General features: G+C 64.4%; 19 protein-coding genes. 10 read left to right on the plus strand and 9 right to left on the minus strand.

Annotated elements, in window-relative coordinates; translation table 11 throughout:
• Nucleotides 1-32 precede the first annotated feature (32 nt).
• Nucleotides 33-914, minus strand: coding sequence for a LysR family transcriptional regulator (locus tag LI72_RS07920; protein ID WP_033925156.1), 882 nt, complete (start codon nucleotides 912-914; stop codon nucleotides 33-35).
• 126 nt (nucleotides 915-1,040) lie between these two features.
• Here LI72_RS07920 and LI72_RS07925 point away from each other — a divergent pair, with 126 nt between their 5' ends.
• Together LI72_RS07925 and LI72_RS07930 are read left to right on the plus strand one after the other, a co-directional pair.
• Nucleotides 1,041-2,228, plus strand: coding sequence for a hypothetical protein (locus tag LI72_RS07925; RefSeq protein WP_033925157.1), 1,188 nt, complete (start codon nucleotides 1,041-1,043; stop codon nucleotides 2,226-2,228).
• 40 nt (nucleotides 2,229-2,268) lie between these two features.
• A complete protein-coding gene (locus LI72_RS07930) occupies nucleotides 2,269-2,631 on the plus strand; it encodes an ArsR/SmtB family transcription factor (protein ID WP_033925158.1) in 363 nt (120 codons plus the stop codon).
• Nucleotides 2,632-2,656: 25 nt separating this feature from the next.
• Here the strand turns inward: LI72_RS07930 and LI72_RS07935 are convergent, their stop codons facing one another.
• Together LI72_RS07935 and LI72_RS07940 are read right to left on the minus strand one after the other, a co-directional pair.
• The gene (locus LI72_RS07935; RefSeq protein ID WP_033925159.1) at nucleotides 2,657-4,153 is read right to left on the minus strand and encodes an MFS transporter; all 1,497 of its coding nucleotides are present in this window, start codon (nucleotides 4,151-4,153) and stop codon (nucleotides 2,657-2,659) included.
• A gap of 130 nt (nucleotides 4,154-4,283) precedes the next feature.
• Nucleotides 4,284-5,303 (minus strand): LacI family DNA-binding transcriptional regulator, encoded by a 1,020-nt coding sequence (locus tag LI72_RS07940; RefSeq protein ID WP_033925160.1) that lies wholly within the window; start codon nucleotides 5,301-5,303, stop codon nucleotides 4,284-4,286.
• A gap of 220 nt (nucleotides 5,304-5,523) precedes the next feature.
• Here LI72_RS07940 and LI72_RS07945 point away from each other — a divergent pair, with 220 nt between their 5' ends.
• The 4 genes from LI72_RS07945 to LI72_RS07960 all read left to right on the plus strand — a co-directional run bounded on the left by LI72_RS07945 (nucleotide 5,524) and on the right by LI72_RS07960 (nucleotide 14,040).
• Nucleotides 5,524-8,409 (plus strand): TonB-dependent receptor, encoded by a 2,886-nt coding sequence (locus LI72_RS07945; protein WP_081984715.1) that lies wholly within the window; start codon nucleotides 5,524-5,526, stop codon nucleotides 8,407-8,409.
• An 80-nt stretch (nucleotides 8,410-8,489) separates the two neighbouring features.
• Nucleotides 8,490-10,304, plus strand: a complete 1,815-nt coding sequence (locus LI72_RS07950; RefSeq protein WP_443018109.1) for an alpha-amylase family glycosyl hydrolase — start codon at nucleotides 8,490-8,492, stop codon at nucleotides 10,302-10,304.
• 9 nt (nucleotides 10,305-10,313) lie between these two features.
• Complete coding sequence (locus LI72_RS07955) at nucleotides 10,314-11,948, plus strand: alpha-amylase family glycosyl hydrolase (protein WP_033925163.1); 1,635 nt, start codon at nucleotides 10,314-10,316, stop codon at nucleotides 11,946-11,948.
• Nucleotides 11,949-11,970: 22 nt separating this feature from the next.
• A complete protein-coding gene (locus LI72_RS07960) occupies nucleotides 11,971-14,040 on the plus strand; it encodes a glycoside hydrolase family 97 protein (RefSeq protein ID WP_033925164.1) in 2,070 nt (689 codons plus the stop codon).
• Nucleotides 14,041-14,063: 23 nt separating this feature from the next.
• On the opposite strand, the gene LI72_RS07965 is transcribed toward LI72_RS07960, so the two are convergent.
• The 3 genes from LI72_RS07965 to LI72_RS07975 all read right to left on the minus strand — a co-directional run bounded on the left by LI72_RS07965 (nucleotide 14,064) and on the right by LI72_RS07975 (nucleotide 15,460).
• Nucleotides 14,064-14,447 carry a dihydroneopterin aldolase gene (locus LI72_RS07965; RefSeq protein WP_033925165.1) on the minus strand — a complete coding sequence of 128 codons (384 nt, stop codon included), beginning with the start codon at nucleotides 14,445-14,447 and terminating at the stop codon, nucleotides 14,064-14,066.
• Between the two features lie 28 nt (nucleotides 14,448-14,475).
• The gene (locus LI72_RS07970) at nucleotides 14,476-14,874 is read right to left on the minus strand and encodes a DUF4149 domain-containing protein (protein WP_033925166.1); all 399 of its coding nucleotides are present in this window, start codon (nucleotides 14,872-14,874) and stop codon (nucleotides 14,476-14,478) included.
• A 361-nt stretch (nucleotides 14,875-15,235) separates the two neighbouring features.
• Nucleotides 15,236-15,460 (minus strand): hypothetical protein, encoded by a 225-nt coding sequence (locus LI72_RS07975; RefSeq protein WP_052129606.1) that lies wholly within the window; start codon nucleotides 15,458-15,460, stop codon nucleotides 15,236-15,238.
• Between the two features lie 148 nt (nucleotides 15,461-15,608).
• On the opposite strand from LI72_RS07975, the gene LI72_RS07980 reads away from it, so the two are divergent.
• Entirely contained in the window at nucleotides 15,609-15,833 is a 225-nt protein-coding gene (locus LI72_RS07980; protein ID WP_033925167.1) for a DUF1289 domain-containing protein, read from the plus strand.
• Here LI72_RS07980 and LI72_RS07985 read toward each other — a convergent pair.
• Together LI72_RS07985 and LI72_RS07990 are read right to left on the minus strand one after the other, a co-directional pair.
• A complete protein-coding gene (locus tag LI72_RS07985) occupies nucleotides 15,811-17,016 on the minus strand; it encodes a saccharopine dehydrogenase family protein (RefSeq protein WP_033925456.1) in 1,206 nt (401 codons plus the stop codon). The genes LI72_RS07980 and LI72_RS07985 overlap by 23 nt on opposite strands.
• A 154-nt stretch (nucleotides 17,017-17,170) precedes the next feature.
• Nucleotides 17,171-19,183, minus strand: a complete 2,013-nt coding sequence (locus tag LI72_RS07990; RefSeq protein ID WP_231562398.1) for a putative bifunctional diguanylate cyclase/phosphodiesterase — start codon at nucleotides 19,181-19,183, stop codon at nucleotides 17,171-17,173.
• Nucleotides 19,184-20,004: 821 nt separating this feature from the next.
• Between LI72_RS07990 and LI72_RS07995 the strand changes: the two genes are divergently transcribed.
• Nucleotides 20,005-20,412, plus strand: coding sequence for a hypothetical protein (locus LI72_RS07995; protein WP_197051844.1), 408 nt, complete (start codon nucleotides 20,005-20,007; stop codon nucleotides 20,410-20,412).
• Between the two features lie 24 nt (nucleotides 20,413-20,436).
• Here LI72_RS07995 and LI72_RS20625 read toward each other — a convergent pair whose 3' ends face one another.
• The gene (locus LI72_RS20625) at nucleotides 20,437-20,565 is read right to left on the minus strand and encodes a hypothetical protein (RefSeq protein ID WP_269429429.1); all 129 of its coding nucleotides are present in this window, start codon (nucleotides 20,563-20,565) and stop codon (nucleotides 20,437-20,439) included.
• Nucleotides 20,566-20,821: 256 nt separating this feature from the next.
• On the opposite strand from LI72_RS20625, the gene LI72_RS08000 reads away from it, so the two are divergent.
• Nucleotides 20,822-22,636: a DUF885 domain-containing protein gene (locus LI72_RS08000; protein ID WP_231562399.1), complete on the plus strand. Its 1,815-nt coding sequence runs from the start codon at nucleotides 20,822-20,824 to the stop codon at nucleotides 22,634-22,636.
• Between the two features lie 160 nt (nucleotides 22,637-22,796).
• Complete coding sequence (locus LI72_RS08005) at nucleotides 22,797-25,016, plus strand: fused MFS/spermidine synthase (protein WP_052129658.1); 2,220 nt, start codon at nucleotides 22,797-22,799, stop codon at nucleotides 25,014-25,016.
• The last annotated feature ends 80 nt before the right edge of the window (nucleotides 25,017-25,096 follow it).

Below are 25,096 nucleotides of genomic sequence, written 5' to 3' on the forward strand. Positions count from 1 at the left end.
GATTTAATCGTTCCACTAAACTGAACCATGGCTCACGCAGCCTTCGCAATGTCGAGCAAATGGTCGACCAGAGGATGTGGAAACCGGCGCGACGGGGACATCGCGTAGAAGCTCTCCGTCAGCCCGGGGATGACCATGATCTCGTGCAGCACGGCCGTGCTCAGTTCGTCGCGAACGACGATCGGCGGCACGATCCCGATACCGGTGCCAGCCCGCAGCAAAAGCCGCAGCATCGCCATGTCGTCGGCCTCTGCAACGATATTGGGGAGAACCCCCAGCCGATCGGTCAGGAGGTCGAAATCGGCCCGCACGCCGCTATCCTTGGCGGGCACCACCAGCCGCATCGTGGTCAGCAGATCGCGCAGTGTCTGGCGCGAGACATCGACGCGCTGCGGGCCGATCAGGCTGACAGGCGCCTGGTCGACCAGATGCGCCACCCAGTTGGTGCCACTGTCGCGGAACGGCAGGCGATTGGTCAGCAGCACGTCGAGTTCGTGGGCTTCGAGCGCTCTTACAAGATCGCGCAACGAACCCGAATGGATGACCAGATGCACATCATCACGGCCCACCATCGGGGCGAGAAAACGCATCTGGAAATTGCGCGAGAGCGTCGACAAGGCCCCCACCCGCAGGTGCCGCCGGGCGTTGGCCGAACCACCGGCGAACGTCGCCATCATCTCGTTGGCGGTCTCGAACATGCTGTCGGCATAGTTCAGCGCGACGCGTCCCGCCTCGGTCAGTTCGAGCCGCCGGCCCCGCCGCTCGAACAGCGCATGGCCGACGCTTTCCTCGAGCAGCCTGATCTGGGTCGAAAGCGCCGATTGCGAGACATTGAGCCGCCGCGCGGCATTGGTGAGGTTGCCGTCATGCGCCACCGCATGAAAATAGCGCAGGTGCTTGAAGTTGAGGTGCATGAAAGCCTCGGCAGATAGCAAGGTTCGCATAATACGAACGTTATGGGCTATTTATTGAATTTTCGCGATCGCCGCAATACGGATAGGCGCTGTCGGCATCCTGATCCCGTAACGAGGTTGGCCGACATGGAAACGCACCCGGAAGTGTCTGAATTCGATCCTGCCATCTCGCAGGCGGACCGCGCGATTGCGTGGACCGACCCTGTCGGGGGAGCACCCAAGACACGGCCTCCGGAACTGACGGTCGTTACCCGCGCGACGCTCTCCCTCGGCGTCCCTGCCGCTGACGGCGTTCCTGCTGCCTGGGCCGCGGCGATCGATCGACTGGCGCGCTGGCTGGATCTCACCATCGAACAGGTGTCTCAGCGCCCGAAGTCGGGCCTGCGCCACGTCACCGTCTGGGCGGCAGCAGCCCGGTCGGCCACGCATGCCCCTGCCGCACCGACCTTCGCGCCCTGGCTCAGCTGGTCGCCGGTAGCCCTCCAGCATCCAAGCGCCGCCGCACTGCCGCGCGCATCCTGGATTGGCAGCTATCTTCACGATCACGGTACCGGCAAGCCCAACAGCCGCTCTGCGGTCGACATCCAGTTGCTCTCGCCGCTTCCCGCTGCCTGTCTGCCCGATGACGCCGATGATGCGCCATTGCCCCGCCCCGATGTCCTGCAGGCAATGATCGAGGCCGCGCGGCGCGAAGGGCGCGACAAAGTTGCGATCGTCACCGATGCCCGCTGTCGCAACGCGATGATCCGGCGGATGCTGTTGCTCGATCGGTCGGTGACCCGCGACCTTGCAGAGATCGACGTGATGACCGTCGAGGACCATCTGTGCGAGCTAGTGCGTCATCCCGCCCGCTGGGACGCGATCATCGTTCTGCCCGATCTGCGCAGCCTGGTGTTCGCGCTGCTGGCAGAGATCACGGGGATCAGCACCCCGTGGCCGATGGTGTGGCACCATCGCTCCCTCACGATGGTCTCGAGCGAATCGCTGGACGATCGCGCAGCCGATCTGCCGTTGAACGCGCCGCTGCTGATCGAGTCACTGGCGCTCGCGGCCAGCCATGCCGGTTTCAGCCTGGCAGCGCAGAGGCTGGCCCAGGGGGCTGCGCGGCTTTGGGATTGCGGCATCGTCACGCCCGGGCGCGGATCGGTGGCCCCCTATGTCACCGAGGTCAGCCATGAAGACTTTATCGACCAGCTGTGCCGCGGCGTGGCCAAAGGCCAGCGCACCGTGCCGCGCTGGCGGGCTCTGACACCCGAAACCCCATCCCGCGCCCAGCGCGAGCCGGCGCATCTGCGCGTCGTTGCATCGAACTGATCCACCCCCTTCCCCATCGGACATCACAAGGAACTGAAGCGTGCCGAGCCGAACCATTGTCGCCAACGAACTGGCCACCGTTCTTCGCCAGATTTCGCACCCGGACCGGATCCGGCTGATCCAGAAACTGCGCGCCGGCGATCAGACCGTCAACGAGCTCGCGCTCGATCTGGATATCTCCCCCACTCGGCTGTCGCAGCATCTGGCCGTGCTGCGGACGCTGGGTCTGGTCGAGCTGAAGTCGATCGCCCAGAAGCGCGTCTACCGGCTGGCGCAGCCGCAATTTGCGCTGTGGCTGATCGACGGGATCGACTTTATCGCGCACAGAATCGGACGGGTCAGCGCCAGCGATGTCCAGCACGCCAAGCAGCTCTGGGCCACGGATACCGTCGGACGGTCATGACCGCGCGGCCGACGCGACATGCGCCTCAGTCTGCCGGTTCTGCCACCCGCAACGTCGCCAGCGCGGCCAGCGCCAGCACGCCCGCAGCAAACGCCATCGTCCAGATCGGCTCAGTGGGGAAGAACGCCTTGAGCACGCTGCCCATCACGGTGGCGACCAGCAGCTGCGGCAGCACCACGAACACGTTGAACAGGCCCATGAAGATGCCGAGCTTGCCCTGCGGCAGGCTGGAGGCGAGGATGGCATACGGCATTGCAAGGATCGACGCCCAGGCGATGCCGATGCCGATCTCGCTGACGATCAGCATCTGCGGATCGCGGATGACCAGGAAGCTCGCAAACCCCGCCGCGCCGCACAGCAGGCACAATGCATGGGTGCGGACCTTGCCGATCCGGGCGGCGAGCCAGGGGAGCAGCGTCAGCGCCGCGATCGCTGCGATGCCGTTGTAAACCGCGAACAGCACGCCCACCCAGTTGCCGGCCTCGTTATAGGCGCTGCTTTCGGCATCGGCGGTGCCGAAGGCCGCCTGCGCCACGACCGGGGTGGTATAGATCCACATCACGAACAGCGCCGACCAGCTGAAGAACTGCACCAGCGACAGCCGCTTCATGATCGGCGGCATGCCTGCGAAGTCGCCGACGATATGGCTGAGCAGATTGTTGTCGCGACCGGTCCGCGCCAGGTGCATCGCAGCCAGGCTGGCAAGGCCATAAGCCGCGAGCAATGCGCCCAGCAGATAGACCTCCTTTTCCAACCCGAACTGCCAGACCGATGCGATGATGACGCCACCCGCTGCCAGCCAGCCCAGTGCCGCGCCGGGGCCCCGCACCGCCAGTGCGCGCATCGGCATGGCCGCGCCTTCGGCATCCTGGCCGTCGGCAAACGCCCGCATCTCTTCGGGGCTGTATTCGCGGGTGGTGACGATGGTCCACAGCACCGCAAGGAACAACGCCCCGCCCCCGAACCAGAAGCTGTAGCGCACCGTGTCGGGCACGCCGCCCGATGCTGCGACATTGGCGACACCGGCGGCGGTCAGCAGGTAGGGAAAGAGCGACCCTGCCACGGCGCCCGCACCAATGAACGCGGTCTGGATGCCGTAGCCGATCGTGTGCTGGTCTTTGCGCAGATTGTCGCCGACAAAGGCGCGGAACGGCTCCATCGAGATGTTGAGCGAGGCATCGAGAATCCACAATGTCATCGCGGCAAGCAGCAGCGACTGCGCCAGCGGCATGATCACGAGCGAAAGCGCCGCGAGCACGGCACCGGCGAGGAAATAGGGCCTCCGGCGGCCCAGCTTGGTCCAGGTGCGGTCCGAATAATGGCCGACGATCGGTTGCACCAGCAATCCGGTCAGCGGCGCTGCCACCCACAGGGCGGGCAGATTGTCGAGACTTTCGCCCAGCGACTGGAAGATGCGGCTCATGTTCGCGTTCTGCAGCGCGAACCCGATCTGGATCCCGAAGAACCCGAAGCTCAGGTTGAACAGCTGCCAAAAGCTCTTGCGCGGTTTTTCCGCAGTCATGCGCCTCTCCCCAGGATCGTCCCTATCGCCCCGCCCGCTTGTGGTCTCGGCAGGGGTACAGGCCGAACCGTGGCAGAGCCACTGGGAGCGCACAACAGCACCGCATACGTATACTTGAATGCGGTGCAGCCTAGCCGCTGGACCCGCGCACCACCAATTGGGTGGGCAGCGTATAGGGCTCCACCTGTTGCCCGCGGATCTTGCGCAGCAGCGTATCGACCAGGGCCTCGCCTGCCGCCTTCACATCCTGGCTGACGGTGGTGAGCGGCGGGCTGGTGAAGCTGGCGGCGGGGATATCGTCGAAGCCGACGATGGCGACGTCGCCGGGGATGGTGAGGCCGCGTTCGGCCAGCACCCGCATCGCACCGATGGCGATCAGATCCGATGCCGCGAAGATCGCATCGAATGTCGTTCCCGCATCGAGCAGCGATTGCACCGCCTCTCGCCCCGATTCCTCGGATGTCTCGGCATTGCGCTGCAGCGCCGGATCGGCCTCTAGCCCGGCGTCGGCCAGCGCATCGCAATAGCCGCGCCAGCGGTCCTCGAATTCGGGTGCATGGCTGGATGCGGTGCCGATGAACGCGATCTGTCGCCGTCCGCGCTCGATCAGGTGCCGGGTCGCGGCATGGCCGCCGCGGCGATTCTCGGACCCCAGGGTGATTCCCGGCTCGTTGGCCATCGGCGATCCCCAGCGAACGAAATGCGTCCCCTGCTCGACCAGATGCGTCAGCCGCGCGCGATAGTCCTCGTAATCGCCGTAGCCCAGCAGGATGATGCCATCGGCCTTGTGGCTGTCCTGATAGTCGACATGCCAGTCGCTCGAGAGCTGCTGGAACGAGATGAGCAGATCGAACCCGGCGCGCGAGGCGGTGCGCGTGATCGATCCCAGCATCGCCAGGAAAAACGGGTTGATCATCGAATCGTCAGGCGTCGGGTCTTCGAAGAACAGCAGGGCCAGCGTGTTCGCCTGCTGCCGGCGGAGCGAAGAGGCGTTCTTGTCGACCGAGTAGTTGAGCTGGGCCGCGATCGCCTGGATCCTCCGCCGCGTCTGTTCGTTGACCGACGGATTTCCGCTGAGCGCGCGCGACACCGTCGGCTGGGAAACCCCCGCCAGCTGCGCGATATCGAATGAGGTTGGCCTGCGTCCCATCCTGCCCCTGCGTCCCTTCGGTTCCTTGCAGAACCGCCCTTTTCTGCGGTTCTGGCGACCGGTCAGGCTGAATACGTATGCGTATGCCTTTTGCAATCGGGGCGCAAAGGTTATTCATCCTGCCGACCGGTTCACCTGAAAACCGGCGGCTCTGGGATCCTCCAGACGCCATGAATTCATCCCCGCCAGATGCTGGACGGGGCCCCTGGGGAGAGTGATCATGAAAGCGATTTTTCGCGCCCGTCGTGTGCGCCTTGCATCTGGCCGCGCCAGCCTTGCCGCCCTGTCCACCGCGCTGATGATCGGCGCCGCCTGCCCGGCGCTCGCGCAGTCGGCCGACGCCGAACAGGCGCAGGGCAGCGCACAGATCGATGAGGATGCGGGCGTCATCATCGTCACCGGCTTCCGCGCCAGCGTGGAAAACTCGATCGCCGCCAAGCGCGAGAGCAACTTCATCGTCGACATCGTGACCGCGGACGACATCGCCGGTCTTCCCGACGTGTCGATCGCGGAATCGCTGGCGCGTCTGCCCGGCGTCACCTCGCAGCGCACCGGTGGCCAGGCCAGCGCGATCAACATCCGCGGCCTCTCGCAGGACCTCGTCTCGGCCACGCTCAACGGCCGCGAACAGGTTGCGACCAGCGGCAACCGCGTCATCGAGTTCGACCAGTATCCCTCCGAGCTGATCAGCCAGGCCGCAGTCTACAAGTCGCCGCTCGCCAGCCACATCGAAGGCGGCGTTGCGGGCAAGGTCGAACTGAAGACCGTGCGCCCGCTCGACAATGCCGACAGCTTCAAGGGCACGCTCAACATGCGCGGCCTGTACAACGACCGGGCGAAGGAAAGCCCCGACGTCTCGTCCTATGGCTATCGCGTCTCGGGCTCGGTCCAGGCCAAGCTGCTCGACGACACCCTGGGGATCGCGGTCGGTTATGCGCGGCTGTATCAGCCGAATGTCGCCACCCGTTTCGTCCAGTTCGACTTCCCGATCCCGGGCACCAACGGTTCGCCCAGCCGCGATCTCAATGGCGACGGCACGGTGGACTCGCTCAATTTCGGCTTCGAGGGCATCCAGTTCGGCGGACGCGAGACCCGCGATGCGGCGATCGGCGTGATCCAGTGGGAGCCGAGCGATCGCCTCCGCGTGCTGATCGACGGCTATTATTCGCGCTTCAAGTCCGACGTGAAGCGTCGCGGCCTGCGCGTCGTGTCGCCGCAATCGGGCGACAACCAGTTCATCAACCCGGTGATCGCCAACAACGCGCTGATCGGCGGACGCATCGTCAACCAGGTCGGCTCCAACGGTTTCGGCTTCGGCCTGGGCACTGAGCTGGTCAACCAGGACGAAAGCCGCCGCGACGAGCTCTACACGATCGGCGGTAACCTGGCCTATGACTTCAGCGACCGCGTCACCCTCGCCGTCGATGTCGGCTATTCGAAGGGCACCAGCTTCTTCAACAATGCGGGCATCAACCTGCGCCCCTATGTCAGCACGCCCACGGGCCTGCGCCGCGCAGATTCGATCCCCGGTCTGATCTCGGTCGACTATCAGCTCAACGGCACGCGCCTGCCGACCATCCGCTCGATCAGCTCGAACTTCGCCGATGTCGATCCGGCAGGCGGCGGCTTCTTCCTCGACGGCCAGTTCCTGGTGCCGCAGGCGGACAGCGACGAACTGTTCGCGACGGCTGCCGACCTGGTCATCCGCTTCGACGAGGCCAATTTCCTCGACGCGCTGCGCTTCGGCTTCCGCTATGCCGACCGCCGCGGCGACCGCCGGGTGACCTCGTTCAACACCTTCGGTATCCCCGGCAGCCCGCTTGCGGTGCCCGGCAATCTGGTCCAGCAGGCCGGCTTCTCGGGCGGCTATGCCGCCGCCGGACTGCCGAACTTTGCGGTGGTCGATATCGACGGCGCGTTCAACCTCGCCTTCGGTAACCGCCTGGGCGTGCGCCAGCCGACCGACCAGATCGCGTTCGACTTCACCATCGACCAGAGCTTCCGCATCGATGAGGAAACGTACGCGGGCTATGCCCAGCTCGATTTCGACACCGAACTCGGCGGGCTGCGCTTCCACGGCAATATCGGCGCGCGCTATGTCCGCACCGACCAGAGCTCGACCGTCAACTTTGCCGACCCCAACCTGGTCGACAACCCCGCCACCCCGCCGCCGGCGCGCGAGAACCGCCGTCCGGTGACGCGCGGACGGACGTTCAACGACTTCCTGCCCGCAGTGAACCTGATCCTCGACCTGTCCGACCGCGACATCCTGCGCGCCAGCTACAGCCGCCAGATCTCGCGCCCGCGTTTCTTCGAGCTGCGCGGTTCGATCAGTGTCAATACCGGATCGGACGGCAACACCACCGGCGGCGGCGGCAATCCCGACCTTTCGCCCTATCGCGCCAACCAGTTCGACCTCGCCTATGAGCATTATTTCGGCAATTCGGGCGTGCTGGCGATCGGAGCGTTCTACAAGGACCTGGAATCGTACATCATCAACGGCACGATCCCGCAGTTCAACTATGTCGACAACGGCATCACGCCGCCGCCGATCCCCGGAACCAACGTGCCCGGCAACGCGGTCGGCAGCTTCTCCTCGCCGATCAACGGCGATGGCGGCTATGTCTACGGCTTCGAATTCCAGTTCTCCAAGACCTTCGTCGAACTGCCCGCTCCGTTCGATGGTCTTGGGGTCCAGATCAACTATGCCTACAGCAAAAGTGATCTGGAATTCCCCAGCGCGACCAGCGGCGCGACGATCAACCTGCCGCTGCCGGGCCTGTCCGAGCATGTCTTCAACCCGACGGTATTCTACGAAAAGGCAGGCTTCGGCGCGCGTCTGAGCACCCGTCACCGCTCCAGCTTCGTCAGCCCGCAGATCGGCATCAGCGAACTGATCCTGACCAGCGCCAAGGAGACGGTGATGGATGCGCAGCTGTCCTACCAGTTCCAGGAAGGCAGCGTGCTGCACGGGCTCAAGCTGCTTGCACAGGTCAACAACCTGACCGATGAACCGACCCGGACCTACTGGAGCAATGTCGCTCAGACCGGCACGATCCAGAATTTCGGCCGCACCTTCTTCCTGGGTGCGACCTACGAATTCTGACCCCTACCGGTGCAGGGGGCGGGCTTCCCCACCCGCCCCCTTTTTTTGACGAGGTATGCCGCATGGTGCGAAACTGGTTGATGGCGACGGTTGCGACTGCTCTGGCGGCCTCGGCCCCTGTCGCGGCGCAAAGCCCGGGCTATTCCGCAGATACCGTGCGGACCCGCGCACCACAGGACGAGATCATCTACTTCGTGCTGCCCGACCGGTTCGCCAATGGTGACACCAGCAACGATCGCGGCGGGTTGAAGGGCGACCGGCTGAAGACCGGGTTCGATCCCATGCACAAGGGCTTTTTCCACGGCGGCGATCTTGCCGGGCTGACCGCCAAGCTCGATTACATCCAGGGCCTCGGAGTCACCGCGATCTGGTTTGCGCCGATCTTCCAGAACAAGCCGGTGCAGGGCGAGCCGGGCCAGGAAAGCGCTGGCTATCACGGCTATTGGGTGACCGACTTCACCCGGGTGGACAGCCACTTCGGCACCAACGACGCGTTCAAGGCCTTTGTCGATGCGGCGCACGCGCGCGGCATCAAGGTCTATATGGACATCATCACCAACCACACCGCCGATGTCATCTCTTTCCAGGAATGCGTGGGCCAGCCGACCTGCGGCTATCGGTCCAAGGCGGATTACCCCTATTGGACCAAAGGCGGCCTGAAGGGCGATCGGATCAATGGCGGCTTCGAGGGCGACACGGTTCGCACAGCAGAGAATTTCGCGCGGCTGACCGACCCGACCTACGCCTATACGCCGCAGGTGCCCAAGGGCGAAGAGCAGATCAAGGTTCCGGCCTGGCTCAACGATCCGATCCACTACCACAATCGCGGCAACACCAGCTTCTATGGCGAGGACTCGCGCTATGGCGATTTCGTCGGGCTCGATGATCTGATGACCGAAAGCCCGCGCGTGGTGGACGGGTTCATCGACATCTACGGCAGCTGGATCGATCGCTTCGGCATCGACGGTTTCCGCATCGACACCGCACGGCACGTGAACCCCGAATTCTGGGCGCGCTTTGCCCCTGCAATGCTCGAACGCGCCAAGGCCAAGGGCATTCCCCATTTCCACATCTTCGGCGAGGTTGCCAATGATGCGATGGACCCCGGTTTTCTTGCCCAGCACACGCGGCGCGACAAGCTGCCCGCCGTGCTCGATTTCGCCTTTCAGGCGGCGGTGCGCGACATGCTCACCGGCAAGACCGGGACCGACCTGTTCGCCAGTCTGATCGCGGGCGATGTGCTGTACGAGGGCGGCGATGCCACCGCGCTCACGCTGCCGACATTCCTGGGCAACCATGACATGGGCCGTCTGGGGCATATGCTCGACAAGGCGTATCCCGAGGCAGGCGACGCCGAGCGGCTCGATCGGCTCAAGCTGGCGCATGTGCTGATGATGACCGCGCGCGGGGTGCCGACCATCTATTATGGCGACGAGCAGGGCTTTACTGGCGACGGCAACGATCAGGACGCGCGCGAGGACATGTTCGCCAGCCGCGTCGCCAGCTACAACGACAACCGGCCGGTGGGTTCGTCCGCGACCACTGCGGCCGAGAATTTCGATCCTGCGCACCCGCTCTACGCGCTGATCGCCGAGCTGTCCGCCATCCGCAAGACGCACCCCCGGCTGCGCGAGGGCCGAACCGTGCTGCGCCATTACGGGCCCAAGCCCGGACTGCTGGCGTTCACGCGCGGCGAGGACGACGGGGAGGAAATCTTGGTCGCGGTCAACACCTCTGCCGAGCCGGTGAGCCTGAACGTCGAGGTCGGCTATCGCTCGCTCGCGTTCATCGGCCTGGCCGGCCATTGCCCCACCACCGCCAGCGCGCCGGGATCGGTCGCGATTGCGCTGCCGCCGCTCGGCTATGCCGTCTGCCGCGCCACCCCGATCGACTGAAAGCTGCTCATGACCAAGCCGATCTGCGACACCCGGCCCGCCTCCGACACCGGTGCCACCTGCCCCTGGTGGAAGGGCGCGAGCATCTATCAGGTCTATCCGCGCAGCTTTGCGGATTCCAACGGCGATGGCATCGGCGATCTGGCGGGGATCACCGCGAGGCTTGACCATATCGCTGCGCTGGGCGTGGATGCGATCTGGCTTTCGCCCTTCTTCCCGTCGCCGATGAAGGACTTCGGCTATGACGTCGCCGATTACTGCGATGTCGACCCGATCTTCGGTTCGCTCGAGGATTTCGATGCCCTGGTCGCGCGCGCGCATCACCTGGGCCTCAAGGTGCTGATCGACCAGGTATTCTCCCACAGTTCGGACGAGCACCCCTGGTTTGTCGACAGCCGCTCGAGCGCTGCCAGCGCGCATGCCGACTGGTATGTCTGGGCCGATGCCAAGGCAGATGGCAGCCCGCCCAGCAACTGGCAGTCGGTGTTCGGTGGCCCGGCCTGGACCTGGGATGCGCGGCGCGGCCAGTATTACATGCACAATTTCCTGAAGGAGCAGCCGCAGCTCAACGTGCACAACCCTGAGGTGCAGGCCGCGCTGCTGAACGTGCTGCGCTTCTGGCTTGATCGCGGCGTCGATGGCTTCCGCATGGATGCGGTCAATTTCGCGATGCACGATCCGCAGTTGCGCGACAATCCCCCCGCGCCCGCCACGGGCAAGCCCCGCACGCGGCCGTTCGATTTCCAGCTCAAGGTGCACAACCAGTCGCATGCCGACATCCCCGGCTTTATCGAGCGGATGCGCGCGCTGATCGACAGCTATGGCGCCAAGTTCACCGTCGCCGAAGTGGGCGGCGACGATGCCGAACGCGAGATGAAGCTTTTCACCCAGGGCGGCACCCGGTTCGACAGCGCCTATGGCTTTGATTTCCTCTATGCCGAAAAGCTCAGCCCGCGGTTGATCGCCGACGCGCTGCTGGGATGGCCCGACACCCCAGGCACCGGCTGGCCGAGCTGGGCATTCGAGAACCACGATGCGCCGCGCGCGCTCTCGCGCTGGGCCGCGCCCGAGCATCGCGATGCGTTTGCGCGGCTAAAGATCCTGCTGCTGGTCGCACTGCGCGGCAACATCTTCCTCTATCAGGGGGAAGAGCTGGGACTGCCGCAGGTCGATATTCCGTTCGATCGGCTGCAGGATCCCGAGGCGATCGCCAACTGGCCGCTGACGCTGAGCCGCGATGGCGCACGCACGCCAATGCCCTGGCGGCAGAATGCCAACGACCTGGGCTTTGGCAGCGGCGATCCGTGGCTGCCCTTTGGCGACGAACACGCCGCGCTGTCGGTCGATGCCCAGTCCGCCAACCCGCATTCGCTGCTCAACCTGACACGCGCCGCGCTGGCGTTGCGCAAGGCCCACCCGGCGCTGGCGGTGGGCAGCATCGCGATCCTGCATTGCGATGGGCAGTTGCTCGCGTTCGAGCGCGTTCACGATGACCAACGCATCATCGCGCTGTTCAACCTGGGATGCGATGAAGTCGACTGGCCTGCAGATCTGCCGACCACCGGGACCGTGTTGATGGCGGCCAACGATGCTGCCCCCGGGACCCTGCCGGGCCTTGGCGCGCTGCTGTTCGCCCCCGACTGATCCTTTTGACTGGAGACCTGCCATGCGTGCGTTGCTGATAGCCCTGATCACCTGGATGGCAGCGCTCACAGCCCCGGCGCTTGCGCAGTCGGATGCGGCGGTCGCCAGCGTCGCCTCGCCCGATGGCCGGGTGCGCATCGCCATCGCGGTCGATGGCGAAGGCTGGGCCAATTACACCGTCAGCCGCGATGGCAAGCCGCTGATCGCGCCGTCACGGCTGGGCTTCCAGTTCACCGACCAGGACGCCATCGGGCGCAACAGCCGGATCACCGCAAGCGAGACCGCCAAGGTCGATACCCGCTGGGACTTGCCCTGGGGCGAGCGCAAGACGGTGACCGACCGTCACAACGAGTTGCTGGTGCGCCTCGTGTCGCCCGGCGCGAGCGATGCCCTCGAAGATGCCCCCACCGACCGCCCGATCGCGATCCGCTTTCGCGCCTTCGATAACGGCATCGGCTTGCGCTACGAATTTGCCGCGCGCGCCGATGGCAAGCCTTGGCGCATCGCCGACGAGCTGACCGAATTCGTGATCGCAGCCCCCGGCCAGGCCTGGTGGATCCAGGCGGGCGACTGGAACCGCTACGAATATCTCTATCACGCGACCGCGATCGACCAGGTCTCTGCCGCGCACACGCCGATGACGCTGAGGCTCGCCGATGGCACCCATCTGGCGTTCCACGAGGCGGCTTTGGTTGATTATGCCGCGATGTGGCTCAAGCGCGTCGACGCGCAGCGGTTCCGCGCGACGCTCTCCCCATCCAGCGGAGGCGCGAAGGTCGAACGCACAGGCGCGTTCACCACGCCCTGGCGCACCATCCGCATCGCCGACAGCGCGAGGGGACTGTACGACAACGACCTCGAGCTCAACCTCAACGAACCCAACCAGCTGGGCGACGTCAGCTGGTTCAAACCGCACAAATATGTCGGCGTGTGGTGGGAAATGCACCTCGAGACCAAGAGCTGGGCCAGCGGCGCCACGCATGGCGCGACCAATGCCAATGTCCGCCGCCATATCGATTTCGCCGCGAAAAACGGCTTTCGCGGCGTGCTGGTCGAGGGCTGGAACAAGGGCTGGGATGGCAACTGGTTCGGCAATGGCCGCGATTTCGACTTCGTCGAAAGCTATCCCGATTTCGACCTGCCCATTCTTGCTGCCTATGCGCGCCGCAAGGGCGTGCGGCTGATCGGCCATCACGAAACCGGCGGCAATATCGCCCGGTACGAAAGCCAGCTGGGCGCGGCGCTCGACCTGTATGCACTGCACGGCGTCGATGCGGTGAAGACCGGCTATGTCGCCGATGCAGGTGGCATCATCGCGCCGGGCGATGCAGCGGGCGAGCAAAGGATGGAATGGCATGACGGCCAGCGCATGGCGCAGCATCACCTCAAGGTGGTGCAGGAGGCTGCCGCGCGCCGCATTGCAGTCAACCCGCACGAGCCGATCAAGGATACGGGGCTCCGCCGCACGTATCCCAATTGGGTGAGCCGCGAAGGCGCACGCGGGGGCGAATATCAGGCCTGGGGCACACCCGGCAACGGCCCGAAACACGCCCCCACGCTGGTGTTCACGCGAATGCTGGCAGGACCGATGGACTACACGCCGGGCATATTGTCGCTGAAGGGACGCGGCGGGCGCGACCTCGAATCCACGCTGGCGCGCGAGCTGGCGCTGTATGTCGTGCTCTATTCACCGATCCAGATGGTCGCCGACCTGATCGAGAACCTGCAAGCGCACCCCCGCGAGATGGCCTTCATCCGTCAGGTGCCGACCGATTGGGAAGAGACGCGCACGTTGCTGGGCGAAGTCGGCGAGCTGGCCGTGATCGCCCGCAAGGATCGCAATGGGCCGGACTGGTATATCGGCGGAGTCACCGACGATCGCGCACGCGATGCGGCGATCGACCTCTCCTTCCTGCCGGCAGGCTCGCGCTGGCGCGCGCACATCTGGCGCGATGGCGACAAGGCTGATTACCGCACCGACGCGCGGCACGATATCGTCATCGAGCAGAAGCCTGTGGCGGCAGGAGACACGCTGATGCTGCGCATGGCACCAGGTGGCGGTTTCGCGGTGCGGCTGGAAAAACTGGATTAGGCGAGCAGGGCTGCCGTGGGCGATCATGCGCCTCGGAGCTGACGCAGTTCCTGGAGATTCAGGCTGAGCCTCATGCCCAGCCTGCCCGTTCCCGCCAGCACCGGCGACTTGTAGACCATCATGTCGACGCCCTCGATCTCGCTATAGTGTGAGCAGGCCCGCGCGATCCGGCTCATCAGCCATTCCTGCGTCTGGTAATGGCCATCTCTGGCAAGCGTCTCGATCTCGCGCACCAGCGGATCGTAATCGAAGACGAGCGCCATATCGTCCCGATCGACCAGCACACGCGCGGGATTAATGATCAGGGTCAGATCGAGAAAATGGGCATCCGGAACGACATCGCCGGGCCCGTAAATCCCTAGGTCCACCGGCAGTTGCAACCCGGTCAGCTCCACAGTGCTTTGCATTAGCTTGGGATACCTTGTTTGCTTGCGCTCAGACCTGTGCGGCCAGCTTGACGATGACGACGCCGGCGGCAGCAATATGCGCCAGCGTGATCACCACCGACACGGTGTGCAGCGTCTTGAACCGGCGGGTGGCGCCCGCATCGGTGGCGGCATTGACGGCGGGCATGATCACCTGGCGCGCCACCACGGTGGTCGCCGCGATCGCGGCCAGGATGAGCGCGCTGGTCTGGTCGCCTGCCGCTGACACCGCCGCCGCGGCAGCCGATGTCGCCAGCACGAACAGATAGAAATGCGGGAAGGCGCGGCGGATCAGCGGCCCCGCGGTGTCGGCGGGCAAAGCGGTGAACACGAATGCGGCGAACCCGAAGGCATACAGGATGGTTCCGCCAAACAGCAGCGCGGTCAGCAGCAAGGCCGCGGCCATCATCGGGCTTCATCCCGGTTAACGGCGATGCGCGAGGAGAGACGGGTGGCGTTCCGAAAGGCCCGCGCCGCTGCCGTCATGTCTTTTGGCTGTGCCATCGCTCGCTCCATCCATCGTCCAGCATCATGGGCCTCAAGCCACGACGCGTTGCGTGCCGAGGCGGGCCCGTCGCAACTACGAGATTTCAACGACAGCAGATGCAGGCCCGGCGCCCATGCGCTCACGCCGCGCGCCCGAGGGCCCCCACCGGAGCTTACCAGGTCGCAAAAAAGGGTGGTCCATTTGCATGGCCACCCTCTTTCAAAAGCGATGTTCGGCAGTGCCGATTAGGCAGGCAGGACTAGCCCCGCCCGCCCGTCTTCGATCAGGAATACGGAAGCTTGCGCGCCTGCTTCTTGTCGCGGCGGCGCTTGAGCAGATAGCCGCCTGCACCGATCGCGAGCATCGACGGCACGCTCATGCGCGAGACGATGAACGGGATCGCCGATGCGGCAAGCGCGCCGGTGGTTGCACCTGCTGCGCTGTCAGCCTTGGGGGACTTGCCTGCGAGCTTCGCGCCGACGATGGCGCCGATAATGTTCTTGATCATTCGGTATCTCCTTCGATCGGGTTTACCGCGCACGGGCCATTTGGTTCCCGCCCCGTCGATGGGAACAGCCCAGACCTCTTGAGAACTCGGCGGCGTGCGGCGGTGGCCGACCTTGTGCGTCCCCGGCAATCGTGCTGTGGTCTGTGCCATGCAATCTCCGTGCAACCAGACGTGCAGAATCGATGACCACACCGGCTATTGCATCGGCTGCGGCCGCGATCTGGATGAAATCGCCGAATGGCCCGGTGCGTCGGATATCCGCCAGCAGCAGATCCTGGCTGCGCTGCCGCCGAGAATGGCCGCGATGACCGCCGCGCGCGTCGGCGATACCGTTCTAGGCGATGCTACGGCTAGGCCAGAACTTCGAACGTAAGACCGGCATCAGCACGAAGCCGGTCGATCAGCCTGTCGCTCAGGATCGTCGCCGGGGTCCAGAAGCCGCCCGGCACATCGTCGGGCACATCCTTCGCAAGGCACGCCGCCGCCTGCGAGAGCATCTTGGCGGTGGAGCCATAGCCAGGATCGCGGTCACCGGTGACGCGGCACCTGATGGTCTCGCCCTTGGCCGTCGATCCCAGAAAGATCAGCTCGAATCCGCCTTCGCGCTGGGCCTGCTCGCTCGGCCCCTCGCCCGGCTTTGGCAGCACCGCGGTTTCGAGCAGCCAGCGAACCGGCGGGACGGCAAGGCCCAGCATCAGCGCGTTGACGCCCCAGGTTGCCGCGAGGGCCGTGGCCCTGCCCTTCGCCAGCACCGCCTCTTCATACCGGAACCGGGCACCATAGCCGTTGCCGCTCAATGCGTTCGACCGATGCACCACCCGGGTGTTGATCCCCGCCATGATGAACGGGGCTATCCAGCCACCGGAAGCCTTGTCGTACTCGATCGGGACATCGCGCTGGACGGCGGTGAACCCATGGTCTGGCGGACACAGGCTGTAAGGGTCTTTCAGCTCGCGGCGCAGGTCGGGGTCGCGAACCGCTTCCTTGACCATGTTGACCATGCTCGCAATGGTCCCGCCCGATGCGCCGCCCTTGATGCTGGCGACCCGCATGGCAATCTGCTCGCACGGCTGACCGAATGCTTCGACCGAGCGCCGTTGCAGGAAATGGACGCCCATATCAGACGGGATGGAATCGAAACCGCAGCAATGAACGATCCGCGCGCCGCTCGCCTGCGCTTCGGCTGCGTGGCGCGCCTGCATCTTGCGGATCCATTGCGGCTCGCCGGTCAGATCGCAGTAATCGGTGCCCGTCTTCGCGCAGACCTGCACCAGCAGATCGCCATACAAAGCATAGGGGCCGACGGTGGACATCACGACCCTGGTCCGGGCGCACATCCGGCTGAGCGCGGCTTCATCCTGCGCATCGGCGACGATCAGTTCCACGCCTGTCAGTCCGACGCTGTCGCGCAGACCCTCCAGCTTGCTCAGCGACCGACCCGCAATCGCCCAGGTGATCGCACCATCGGCAAACTGGCTGTGCATGTAGCGGGTGATGATCTGGCCGACAAAACTGGTCGCCCCATAGACGATGATGTCGAACGTCTGGTCAGTCATGGCGGTCTCCGCTGGGGCCGATGGCGATGCGATGGCCGATCCATCAAGCAGATGCTGGTCTGCCCGCATCGACGACGAAAAGCCATCGGCAATGCCATTCAACGAAAGCCATGCCTGCACGATGGCCGCAGCAGAGCCCGCCCTGCGCCGGGGATCAGGTGCCTGTCGATTTCAGCCCTTGCATGATCGGCGGCGGCAGCTGCTCACGACCCAGTCGGACATGCAGCGCCCGCAGGTCGGCGATCGCCATCGGCCGACCGAACAGGAAGCCCTGCAGCTTGTTGCATCCTGCAGCGCGCAGCAGCGCAGCCTGCTCGTGGGTCTCGACCCCTTCGGCGGTGACCTCCATGTCCAGACCACGCGCCAGGTTGATCGCGCCGGCGACCAGCAGCGAGGCCTTGCTGTTGGGGCTGAGGTTGGCGAGCAGCGACTTGTCGATCTTCACATGGCTGAAGCCATAGGTGCGCAGATAATGAATGCTCGTGAAGCCCGTGCCGAAATCATCGAGCGCGATCGACAGCCCCATCGCCTTGAACGACTTGATCGTGCGGATCGCGGTTTCCGGCTGCGCCAGCAGATAGCCTTCGGTAATCTCGAGCTGCAGCCGCTGCGGCGGAAAGCGGGTCTGCTCGAGCACATGCGACACCTGCCGCAGGAAGCCGGGGTCACGAAACTGCGCGGGCGATACGTTGACGCTCAGCGTGACATCGTCCAGCGGCCCCACATCGCGGCAGGCGCGTTCGAGCACGAACATCCCGAGCGGATGGATCTGCCCGGTCGCCTCGGCAATCTCGATGAACTGCTGCGGCAACAGCATGCCCGCCGCCCGCCTTGGCCAGCGGATCAGCGCTTCGGTCGCCACGAACTGACCAGAGTGGGCATCGACGACCGGCTGATAGACGACATCGAACTCGTCATTGCCAATCCCTGTCGCGATCTCGGCCTCGATCGCCAGCCGCCGCAGGCGGCCGCGGTCCATGGTCGAGGTGTAGACGGCGATCTTGCCCTTGGTTCCGGTCTTGACGTGATACATCGCCGTGTCGGCGCGGCGCAGCAGTTCGTGCGACGAGCAGGCGCCATCCGCATTGGTGGCAATGCCGATGCTGGCGCCGACCTGCAGTACATGGCGGTCGACCAGGACCGGCAGCGCAATCTCGTCGCTGATGCGCTCGGCCATGCTCTTGGCGACGGAAGACGCGTCAGGGGCCTCGATCAGGATGACGAATTCGTCGCCGCCGACCCGTGCGAGCATGCTGTGCGGCGGACATATCTGGCCGATGCGCACGCTGAGGCTGCGGATCAGGCTGTCGCCCGCCTGATGCCCGTGGGTGTCGTTGATATCCTTGAACCCATCGAGATCGATGAACAGCACCGCCAATCCATCGAGCGCCTCGCCTTCGCGATCATCGATGCGATCAAGATTGACCAGCAGCTGGCGCCGGTTGGGCAGGCCGCTCAGCGCATCGGTCAGCGCGATCTGGCGGTTCTCCTCGCTCAGCTTTTCGGTTTCCGCCTGGCGGTTGCGCAGATCGCGCTGCGAGCAGATCAGCATGGAAAAATCGAGGTTGTAGCGATGCGTGACGATCATCATCCCCACCCCGACGCAACCCAGCACGATCGCCTCGACGAGCATCTTGCCCTGATCGACGGTGCTGAAGAACAGGATGAAGACAAGCGTGCTGGTCGCAGCAACGCGCATTGCGGCAGCGCGCATGGTCATCAGGCAGAACACGGTGCTGACCTGTGTCAGCCCCAGAAAGAAGGTCAGATGCCCGCGCGCATAGGCATCGCCGCTGCTGTAGATCCACATGCACCACAATTCGAACGCCAGCGTCATGATCACCGCCAGCTTGCAGGTGCGCTGGATCTGCTGGGCGATTTCGGCATCGGTGAAGGATTGCGCGCCATCCTGCCTTCGCCACCAGATGGCCCGCACCATCGCGACCGAGCAGATAATGACCGGGATGACCAGGGTTTCCAGCAGCATGGTCGGCTTGAAGAATGCCACCGTGACGGCCGTCGCATTGCAGATCAGGATCAGATACAGCAGCGGCATCTGCTTGGAGAACGACCGGAACTGCGCCCGGGCGAGTTCGGCATCGTCATTGCGAAGTGCAAACAGGTCTCGCGCAAAGCGCTGCGCGGCTCTCCAGCCTGAAAGTTGCACATTATGTGACATATCAGCGCTGGGCTTATCCCCAACAGCTTACCGAAATCTGAAGGGCATGGGAGCGGGTTGCGGACCTGCCGTCAGTCTCGACGAGAGCACGTGCGGCGAAAACGAGCGCCGCTCCAATGGAAACCAAGTGATATTTCCGGTCTCTGCCGGTGAACCTGCCCGCACACCAGTCCCAGAAAGACCGATGCTTCCTCGCACGTCCGAAATCGCGCTCGACGTCATCGCTGCATCGGATGATCACCGAGACGCCCCAGATTATTCGAGTGCGACGTAAGGCGCTGGTCGCTGTCAATCCATGGCGACCGTACAGGGACAATCCATAAAGCTGCCATCGCTTAACGTTTGAGGCTCCCAGGACATCAAGACAGCCACAATCGGGGTATAAATTTGGACCGAGACAGTAGGGATATTTTCTTCGAACATGCTGTTTATATTGGCTAATATTTCTACGCAAAAGCGAAATATATACGTGATCTGTATTTTTGACGCCAGCTTGGTTTGACTGTCGTCACGACTGCATCATGATCGACAAAACTCGCATAGGAAGATCAGCATATCTACCGGATTATGAACTCGGAAGATGACCAGCGTATGCCCCTCATGCTGGCAAATTGGATAAGCTGATGATCAAGTCGAGCCAATTATAACATCGAGTGTACAATTTATTGGACACATAGTTGTCCACAGTGTTATACACACGCTCAAGCGTACTGCGGCACACGGCCCTAGGTCCCGCCCCGGAGAACAATGCCATGCTTGGAGCTGTCTACGCTGTCTTTTTTGCCTGCATCTCAATCTGTGCCGCGCTCGTGCTGTGGCAGTCCTTCAACGGCCAGAGACGCCGGATCGCCGCCTTGCTGGCGCAGGATCGCACAGCAGGCATCGATCGCATCGTGACCGTATCCGTGCGACCTGCCCCCCGCTTCGTCGCGGCGGCGGCCCCCGACTTCGCATCGGTCAGAATTGCCATATTGCCCGTCGGCCCGGCCTTTGCCTCCAACCGGGGATCCTGGGTTGGCACGAGCAGCCTCGGCAAGCCCTTTGCCGCAGGAACCTGGGTCATGCGGCCTGTCGCCGAGCGCGGTGCCAAATGGCACAACCCTTATCCGCTCAAGGCACCGCTGGTGCGACCGGACTATCGTTTTCAGCCGTATACCGCCCGAAAGCTGCTGCCGCGGGCCATGGGGGCCGCAGGCTCTGGGCTGGCGGCGCACTGATCTGCTGCGCGACGGCGGCAAGGCTCACTGCGGATTGCTGACCGCAAGCAACGTGCCCTTGCCAGCATGCGGTATCGGTTTGAGCCCCTTGGGTAACACCAGCGGATCGGGCACCGCACCGAAGATCCAGACACGGTTGAAGGCATCCACCATGGCCGCCGAGGAAGCAGCGACAAGCGCTGGGCCTGTCGCTGCGCCGGGCGTTGCACGCGCGGACTGGATGGCTTTGCATGGGCATGCGCCCATCCCACGATAAGCCATTCAACCGCCGTGAAAAATGCCAGGCAGCCTGCTGGACGCCCCTTGCCGCGCGGTTCGGATCGCGGGTTGCCCGATCACCACCGCGCGGATGGTTGAGCAGGGCGTGCATTCGTGCCAGACAGACGCGTCTTATCGAAGGAACGCGCGCATGAAACTGGATCGCAGGCAATTCACCTTTGGAGCAAGCGCCAGCGCGTTGTTCGCGACCGCTTGGTCCGGTCAGGCCTTCGGGCAGGCGACCGGCGATCTGGCGCTGACCAAGGTCACCGACCTGATCGTCGCGGGCGACCTGGCGCTCAGCCCCGGGCAGCGCACCGCGCTTGGGCTGGATACCGGGGAATATGCCACGGCACGCGCGATGTTCGGCCCCGCCGGCAAGGCCGGCGGCATCGCGTCCGACCGCCATGCCCGCGACATGATGGTCCGGCTGGACGCGATCGACCCTGCATCGCTGACAGAAACCGGCCAGGTCCGCCACGCGGTGGTCAAGGATATGCTGCAGCAGCGGCTGATCTCCGCGCCGTTCGACATCCCCTTCGTGGGCGCGCCATATCGGCTCAGCCAGCAGGACGGGGCCTATTTCTCGATTCCCGACTTCCTCGATTCCACCCATCCGGTCGAGACTGCCGACGATGCCGAGGCCTATCTCGCCCGTCTGGCCGCCTTTTCGGGCGTGCTCGACGAAGAGAGCGAGGCGCAGCGGGAAGAAGCCTCGCGCGGCTATCTTGCTCCGGCCTGGTCGCTCGAACTGGTGGCCAAGCAGCTGCGCGCGCAGATTGATGCTGCGCCCAAGGATAGCGGCATGGTCGGCTCGCTCGCACGGCGCACGGCCGCCAAGAACATTGCCGGCGACTGGGCATCGCGCGCCGAGAAGCTGCTCATCGCCGAGGTCTATCCCGCGTTGCAGCGCCAGCTCGATCTGGTGGAAAAGCTGAAGCCCGGCACCCGCCCGGGCGATGGCGTGTGGCGCGTGCCGCGCGGCGACGAGATTTACGCAAAGGCGCTGCGCTATTTCACCACCACCGAATATTCGGCCGAGGACATCCACCAGACCGGGCTGCGCCAGGTGGCCGAGATCAGCGCCGAACTCGATGGCATTCTCAAGAAGGCAGGCTTCACCCGCGGCAGCGTGGGCGAGCGTCTCAATGCGCTCAACACGCGCCCCGACCAGCTCTACGCCAACGACGACGCTGGCCGCGCCGCGCTGATCGCCTCGCTCAACGAAGGGCTGGCGGCGATGCAGGCCAAGCTGCCGCAGGCGTTCGCCACCATCCCGACCCAGCCGCTCAATATCCGCCGCGTTCCGGTCGAGATCCAGGACGGCGCGCCCAACGGCTATTACAACCCCGCCTCGCTCGACGGTTCGCGGCCCGGGATCTACTGGATCAATCTCAAGAGCACTGCGGACTGGCCGAAGTACCAGCTGCCCGCGCTGACCTATCACGAAGGCGTGCCCGGCCATCACCTGCACGGCAGTCTGTTGCAGCAGGACGAAAACCTGCCGCTGCTGCTGAAGAACTACTGGCTGTCAGCCTATGGCGAAGGCTGGGCGCTGTATGCCGAGATGCTGGCCGACGAACTGGGCGGCTACAGCGGCATCGAAAAGGCCGGCGCGCTGCAGTCCTGGCTGTTCCGCGCCGCACGGCTGGTGGTCGATACCGGGCTCAACGCCAAGCAATGGAGCGTTGAAAAGGCAACCGACTATCTGGTGGAGACCGTGGCCTTCACCCGGTCGCGTTCGCAACGCGAGATCGAACGGTATTGCGCCTCGCCGGGCCAGGCCTGCAGCTACAAGATCGGGCAGAACGAATGGGTCCGGCTGCGCCAGCGGGCAGAGGCGGAGCTTGGCAAGAAGTTCGACCTGCGGCAGTTCCATGAAATCCTCAAGGAAGGCGTGATGCCTCTCGAGCTGCTCGACAAGCGCGTGGCCGCCTGGACGAACCGGATGAAAAAGGCGACATGACCGTCTGATATCCCACGTGACGCGGCGGCGGGTGCAGCGGCCGAGGATACGGCCGCCAGCCGCCGCGTAGGGACTTGTTAACCCTGTTCCGGCTATGCGAAGGCAGAACGCGTTGTTGGCAGAAAGCCCAACACCCGGCTGCTGGAACGATGGAAGAATGATGGCTGGCTTCAATTCGCGCGCTGTTTTCTTCGCGACCATCATCACCGGCAGTTTCCTGCTGTTTCTTGTCCAACCGATGGTCGCACGACTGGCATTGCCGCTGGTCGGCGGAGCGCCCAGCGTCTGGAACAGCGCGATGCTCAGTTACCAGACCCTGCTGCTGGGCGGTTATGGATACGCCCTGTGGTTGTCGAAACAGCCGTTGAAGCGCCAGGCGATCCTGCATATCGGGCTTTTGCTGCTGGCCGTGCTGACATTGCCGATCACGCTGCGCACATGGGTGCCCACGCAGCCCGGGCTCGAGGCCCTGTTCATCCCGCTGCTGCTGCTGGTATCGATCGGCCCGGTGTTCGGGCTCGTTTCGGCCCAGGCCCCGCTGATGCAGCGCTGGTATGTGGCGGATCCCAAGGCGGGCGAGCCGTGGTGGCTGTATTCGATCTCCAATTTCGGCAGCCTGGCAGGGCTGCTCGCCTATCCGCTGCTGGTGGAACCGCTGATCAGCACCAGCACCCAGGTATGGGCCTGGTCGGTCGGCTTTTGCGTTCTGATCGGCCTGGTCTGCCTCGCCGCGTGGACACGGCGTGATATCGCGGTCGCGCCCGTCGCGCCGTTGGCTGACACGCATGAGGAGACAGCAACGCCCCTGTCGCGGGGCCGGATCGCACTGTGGCTGGTGCTGGCTGCAGTGCCATCGGGTCTGATGCTGTCGACCACAACGCACCTCACCACCGACATCGTCGCCATGCCGCTACTGTGGGTGATCCCGCTGGCGCTCTATCTGCTCAGCTTCATGGTCGCCTTCGCCAGCCGCCAGACGCTGGCGCAGCTGTTCCTCGTCGCGACCCCTGTCATCATGCTGCTGAGCGGACGCGTGATGATGAGCTCGACACAGCAAGCGTCGGTCTATCTTTTGGTGCTGACGCTGATCCTGTTCTTCTCGATCTGCACAGCATTGCACAGCCGCCTCTACAGCCTGCGGCCGCACCATAGCGAGCTGACCAAATACTATTTCATCATGTCGCTGGGCGGCGCGCTGGGCGGAGCGTTTACCGCGCTGATTGCGCCGCTGGTGTTCAGCTGGACATGGGAACATCCCCTTCTGCTTGTCACGGCAGCCCTGCTGATCCCGCTACCGGTTCTGTTCGACTGGCCCGAGCGTTTCGGCATCGAACCGGCCCGCGCCCGGAGGCTGGCCTTCGCGCTCACGACGATCGGCCTGATCCTGGCGTTTGGCCCGTTGAACACCGGCATCCGCGAAGACCATGCGGTGTTGGCAAGCGCGGCGCTGGTCGCGATCATCCTCATCGGGGTCGCCTGCCTGGCATGGCGGGCCTTGTTCGTCGCCCTGATGTGCGGGCTGATGCTGGCGCAGGGCGGGTTCGACACGATCGCTTCCATGGCGCGGTCGGATACGCAGCGGAGCTATTTCGGGGTGTATCGCATCCGCGATGACGAAGCGGGCAAAACGCGCTTCTTGTTGCACGGAACGACGATCCACGGGGTGCAGTCGCTCGACCCGCGCAAGCGCCGAACCCCGCTGTCCTATTACGGTGCCCGATCGGGGGCCGGGCGCGTGCTGGCCCAGACCGAGGCCTTGTTCGGCCAGAAGGCCCGCGTGGGTGTCGTCGGCCTGGGGGGTGGAACCTTGGCGTGCTACAGCCGCCCGGGCCAGAGCTGGACATTCTTCGAGATCGATCCCGTCGTATGGAATTACTCCCGCGACGGCGCGTTCACTTTCCTGCGTGACTGCACGCCTGAGGCCAAAGTCATCATCGGGGATGCTCGGCTGGAACTGGCGAAGCTGCCGAAGGCTGGCTTCGATGTTCTGGCGGTCGATGCGTTCTCGTCGGATTCCATCCCGCTGCATCTGCTGACCGACGAGGCGATCGGCATCTACATGGGAGCCCTTGCAGACGATGGCGTGCTGCTGATCCATATCAGCAACAGTTTCATGCGGCTGGAACCTGCCATTGCCGCGCTGGCGAAACAGCGCGGCTTGTATGCGCTGCAGCTGGCAGACGAACCCACCAGCGCATCCCGGACCATTGCATCGCACTGGGTCGTTCTGGCGCGTGATCGCGCAACGCTGGACACATTGCGCGCGGCTTCCGGCGACACGCGATGGAAACCCCTGATGCAGCCGCTCGGCCCGGCCTGGACCGACGACCACGCCTCGATCCTGCCCTACATGCTGTGGGACAAGCTCCTGGTGCTGTAGGAGGCAAGGGAGCGGCAATCGCTAATGAGGCGGTCGTGCCAATTCACCCGGCAATTACCGGCGAGTGGGACCGCCAGATG

It is taken from the genome of Sphingomonas sp. 35-24ZXX (genome assembly GCF_000786215.1).
In the GTDB taxonomy this organism is placed as follows: domain Bacteria; phylum Pseudomonadota; class Alphaproteobacteria; order Sphingomonadales; family Sphingomonadaceae; genus Blastomonas.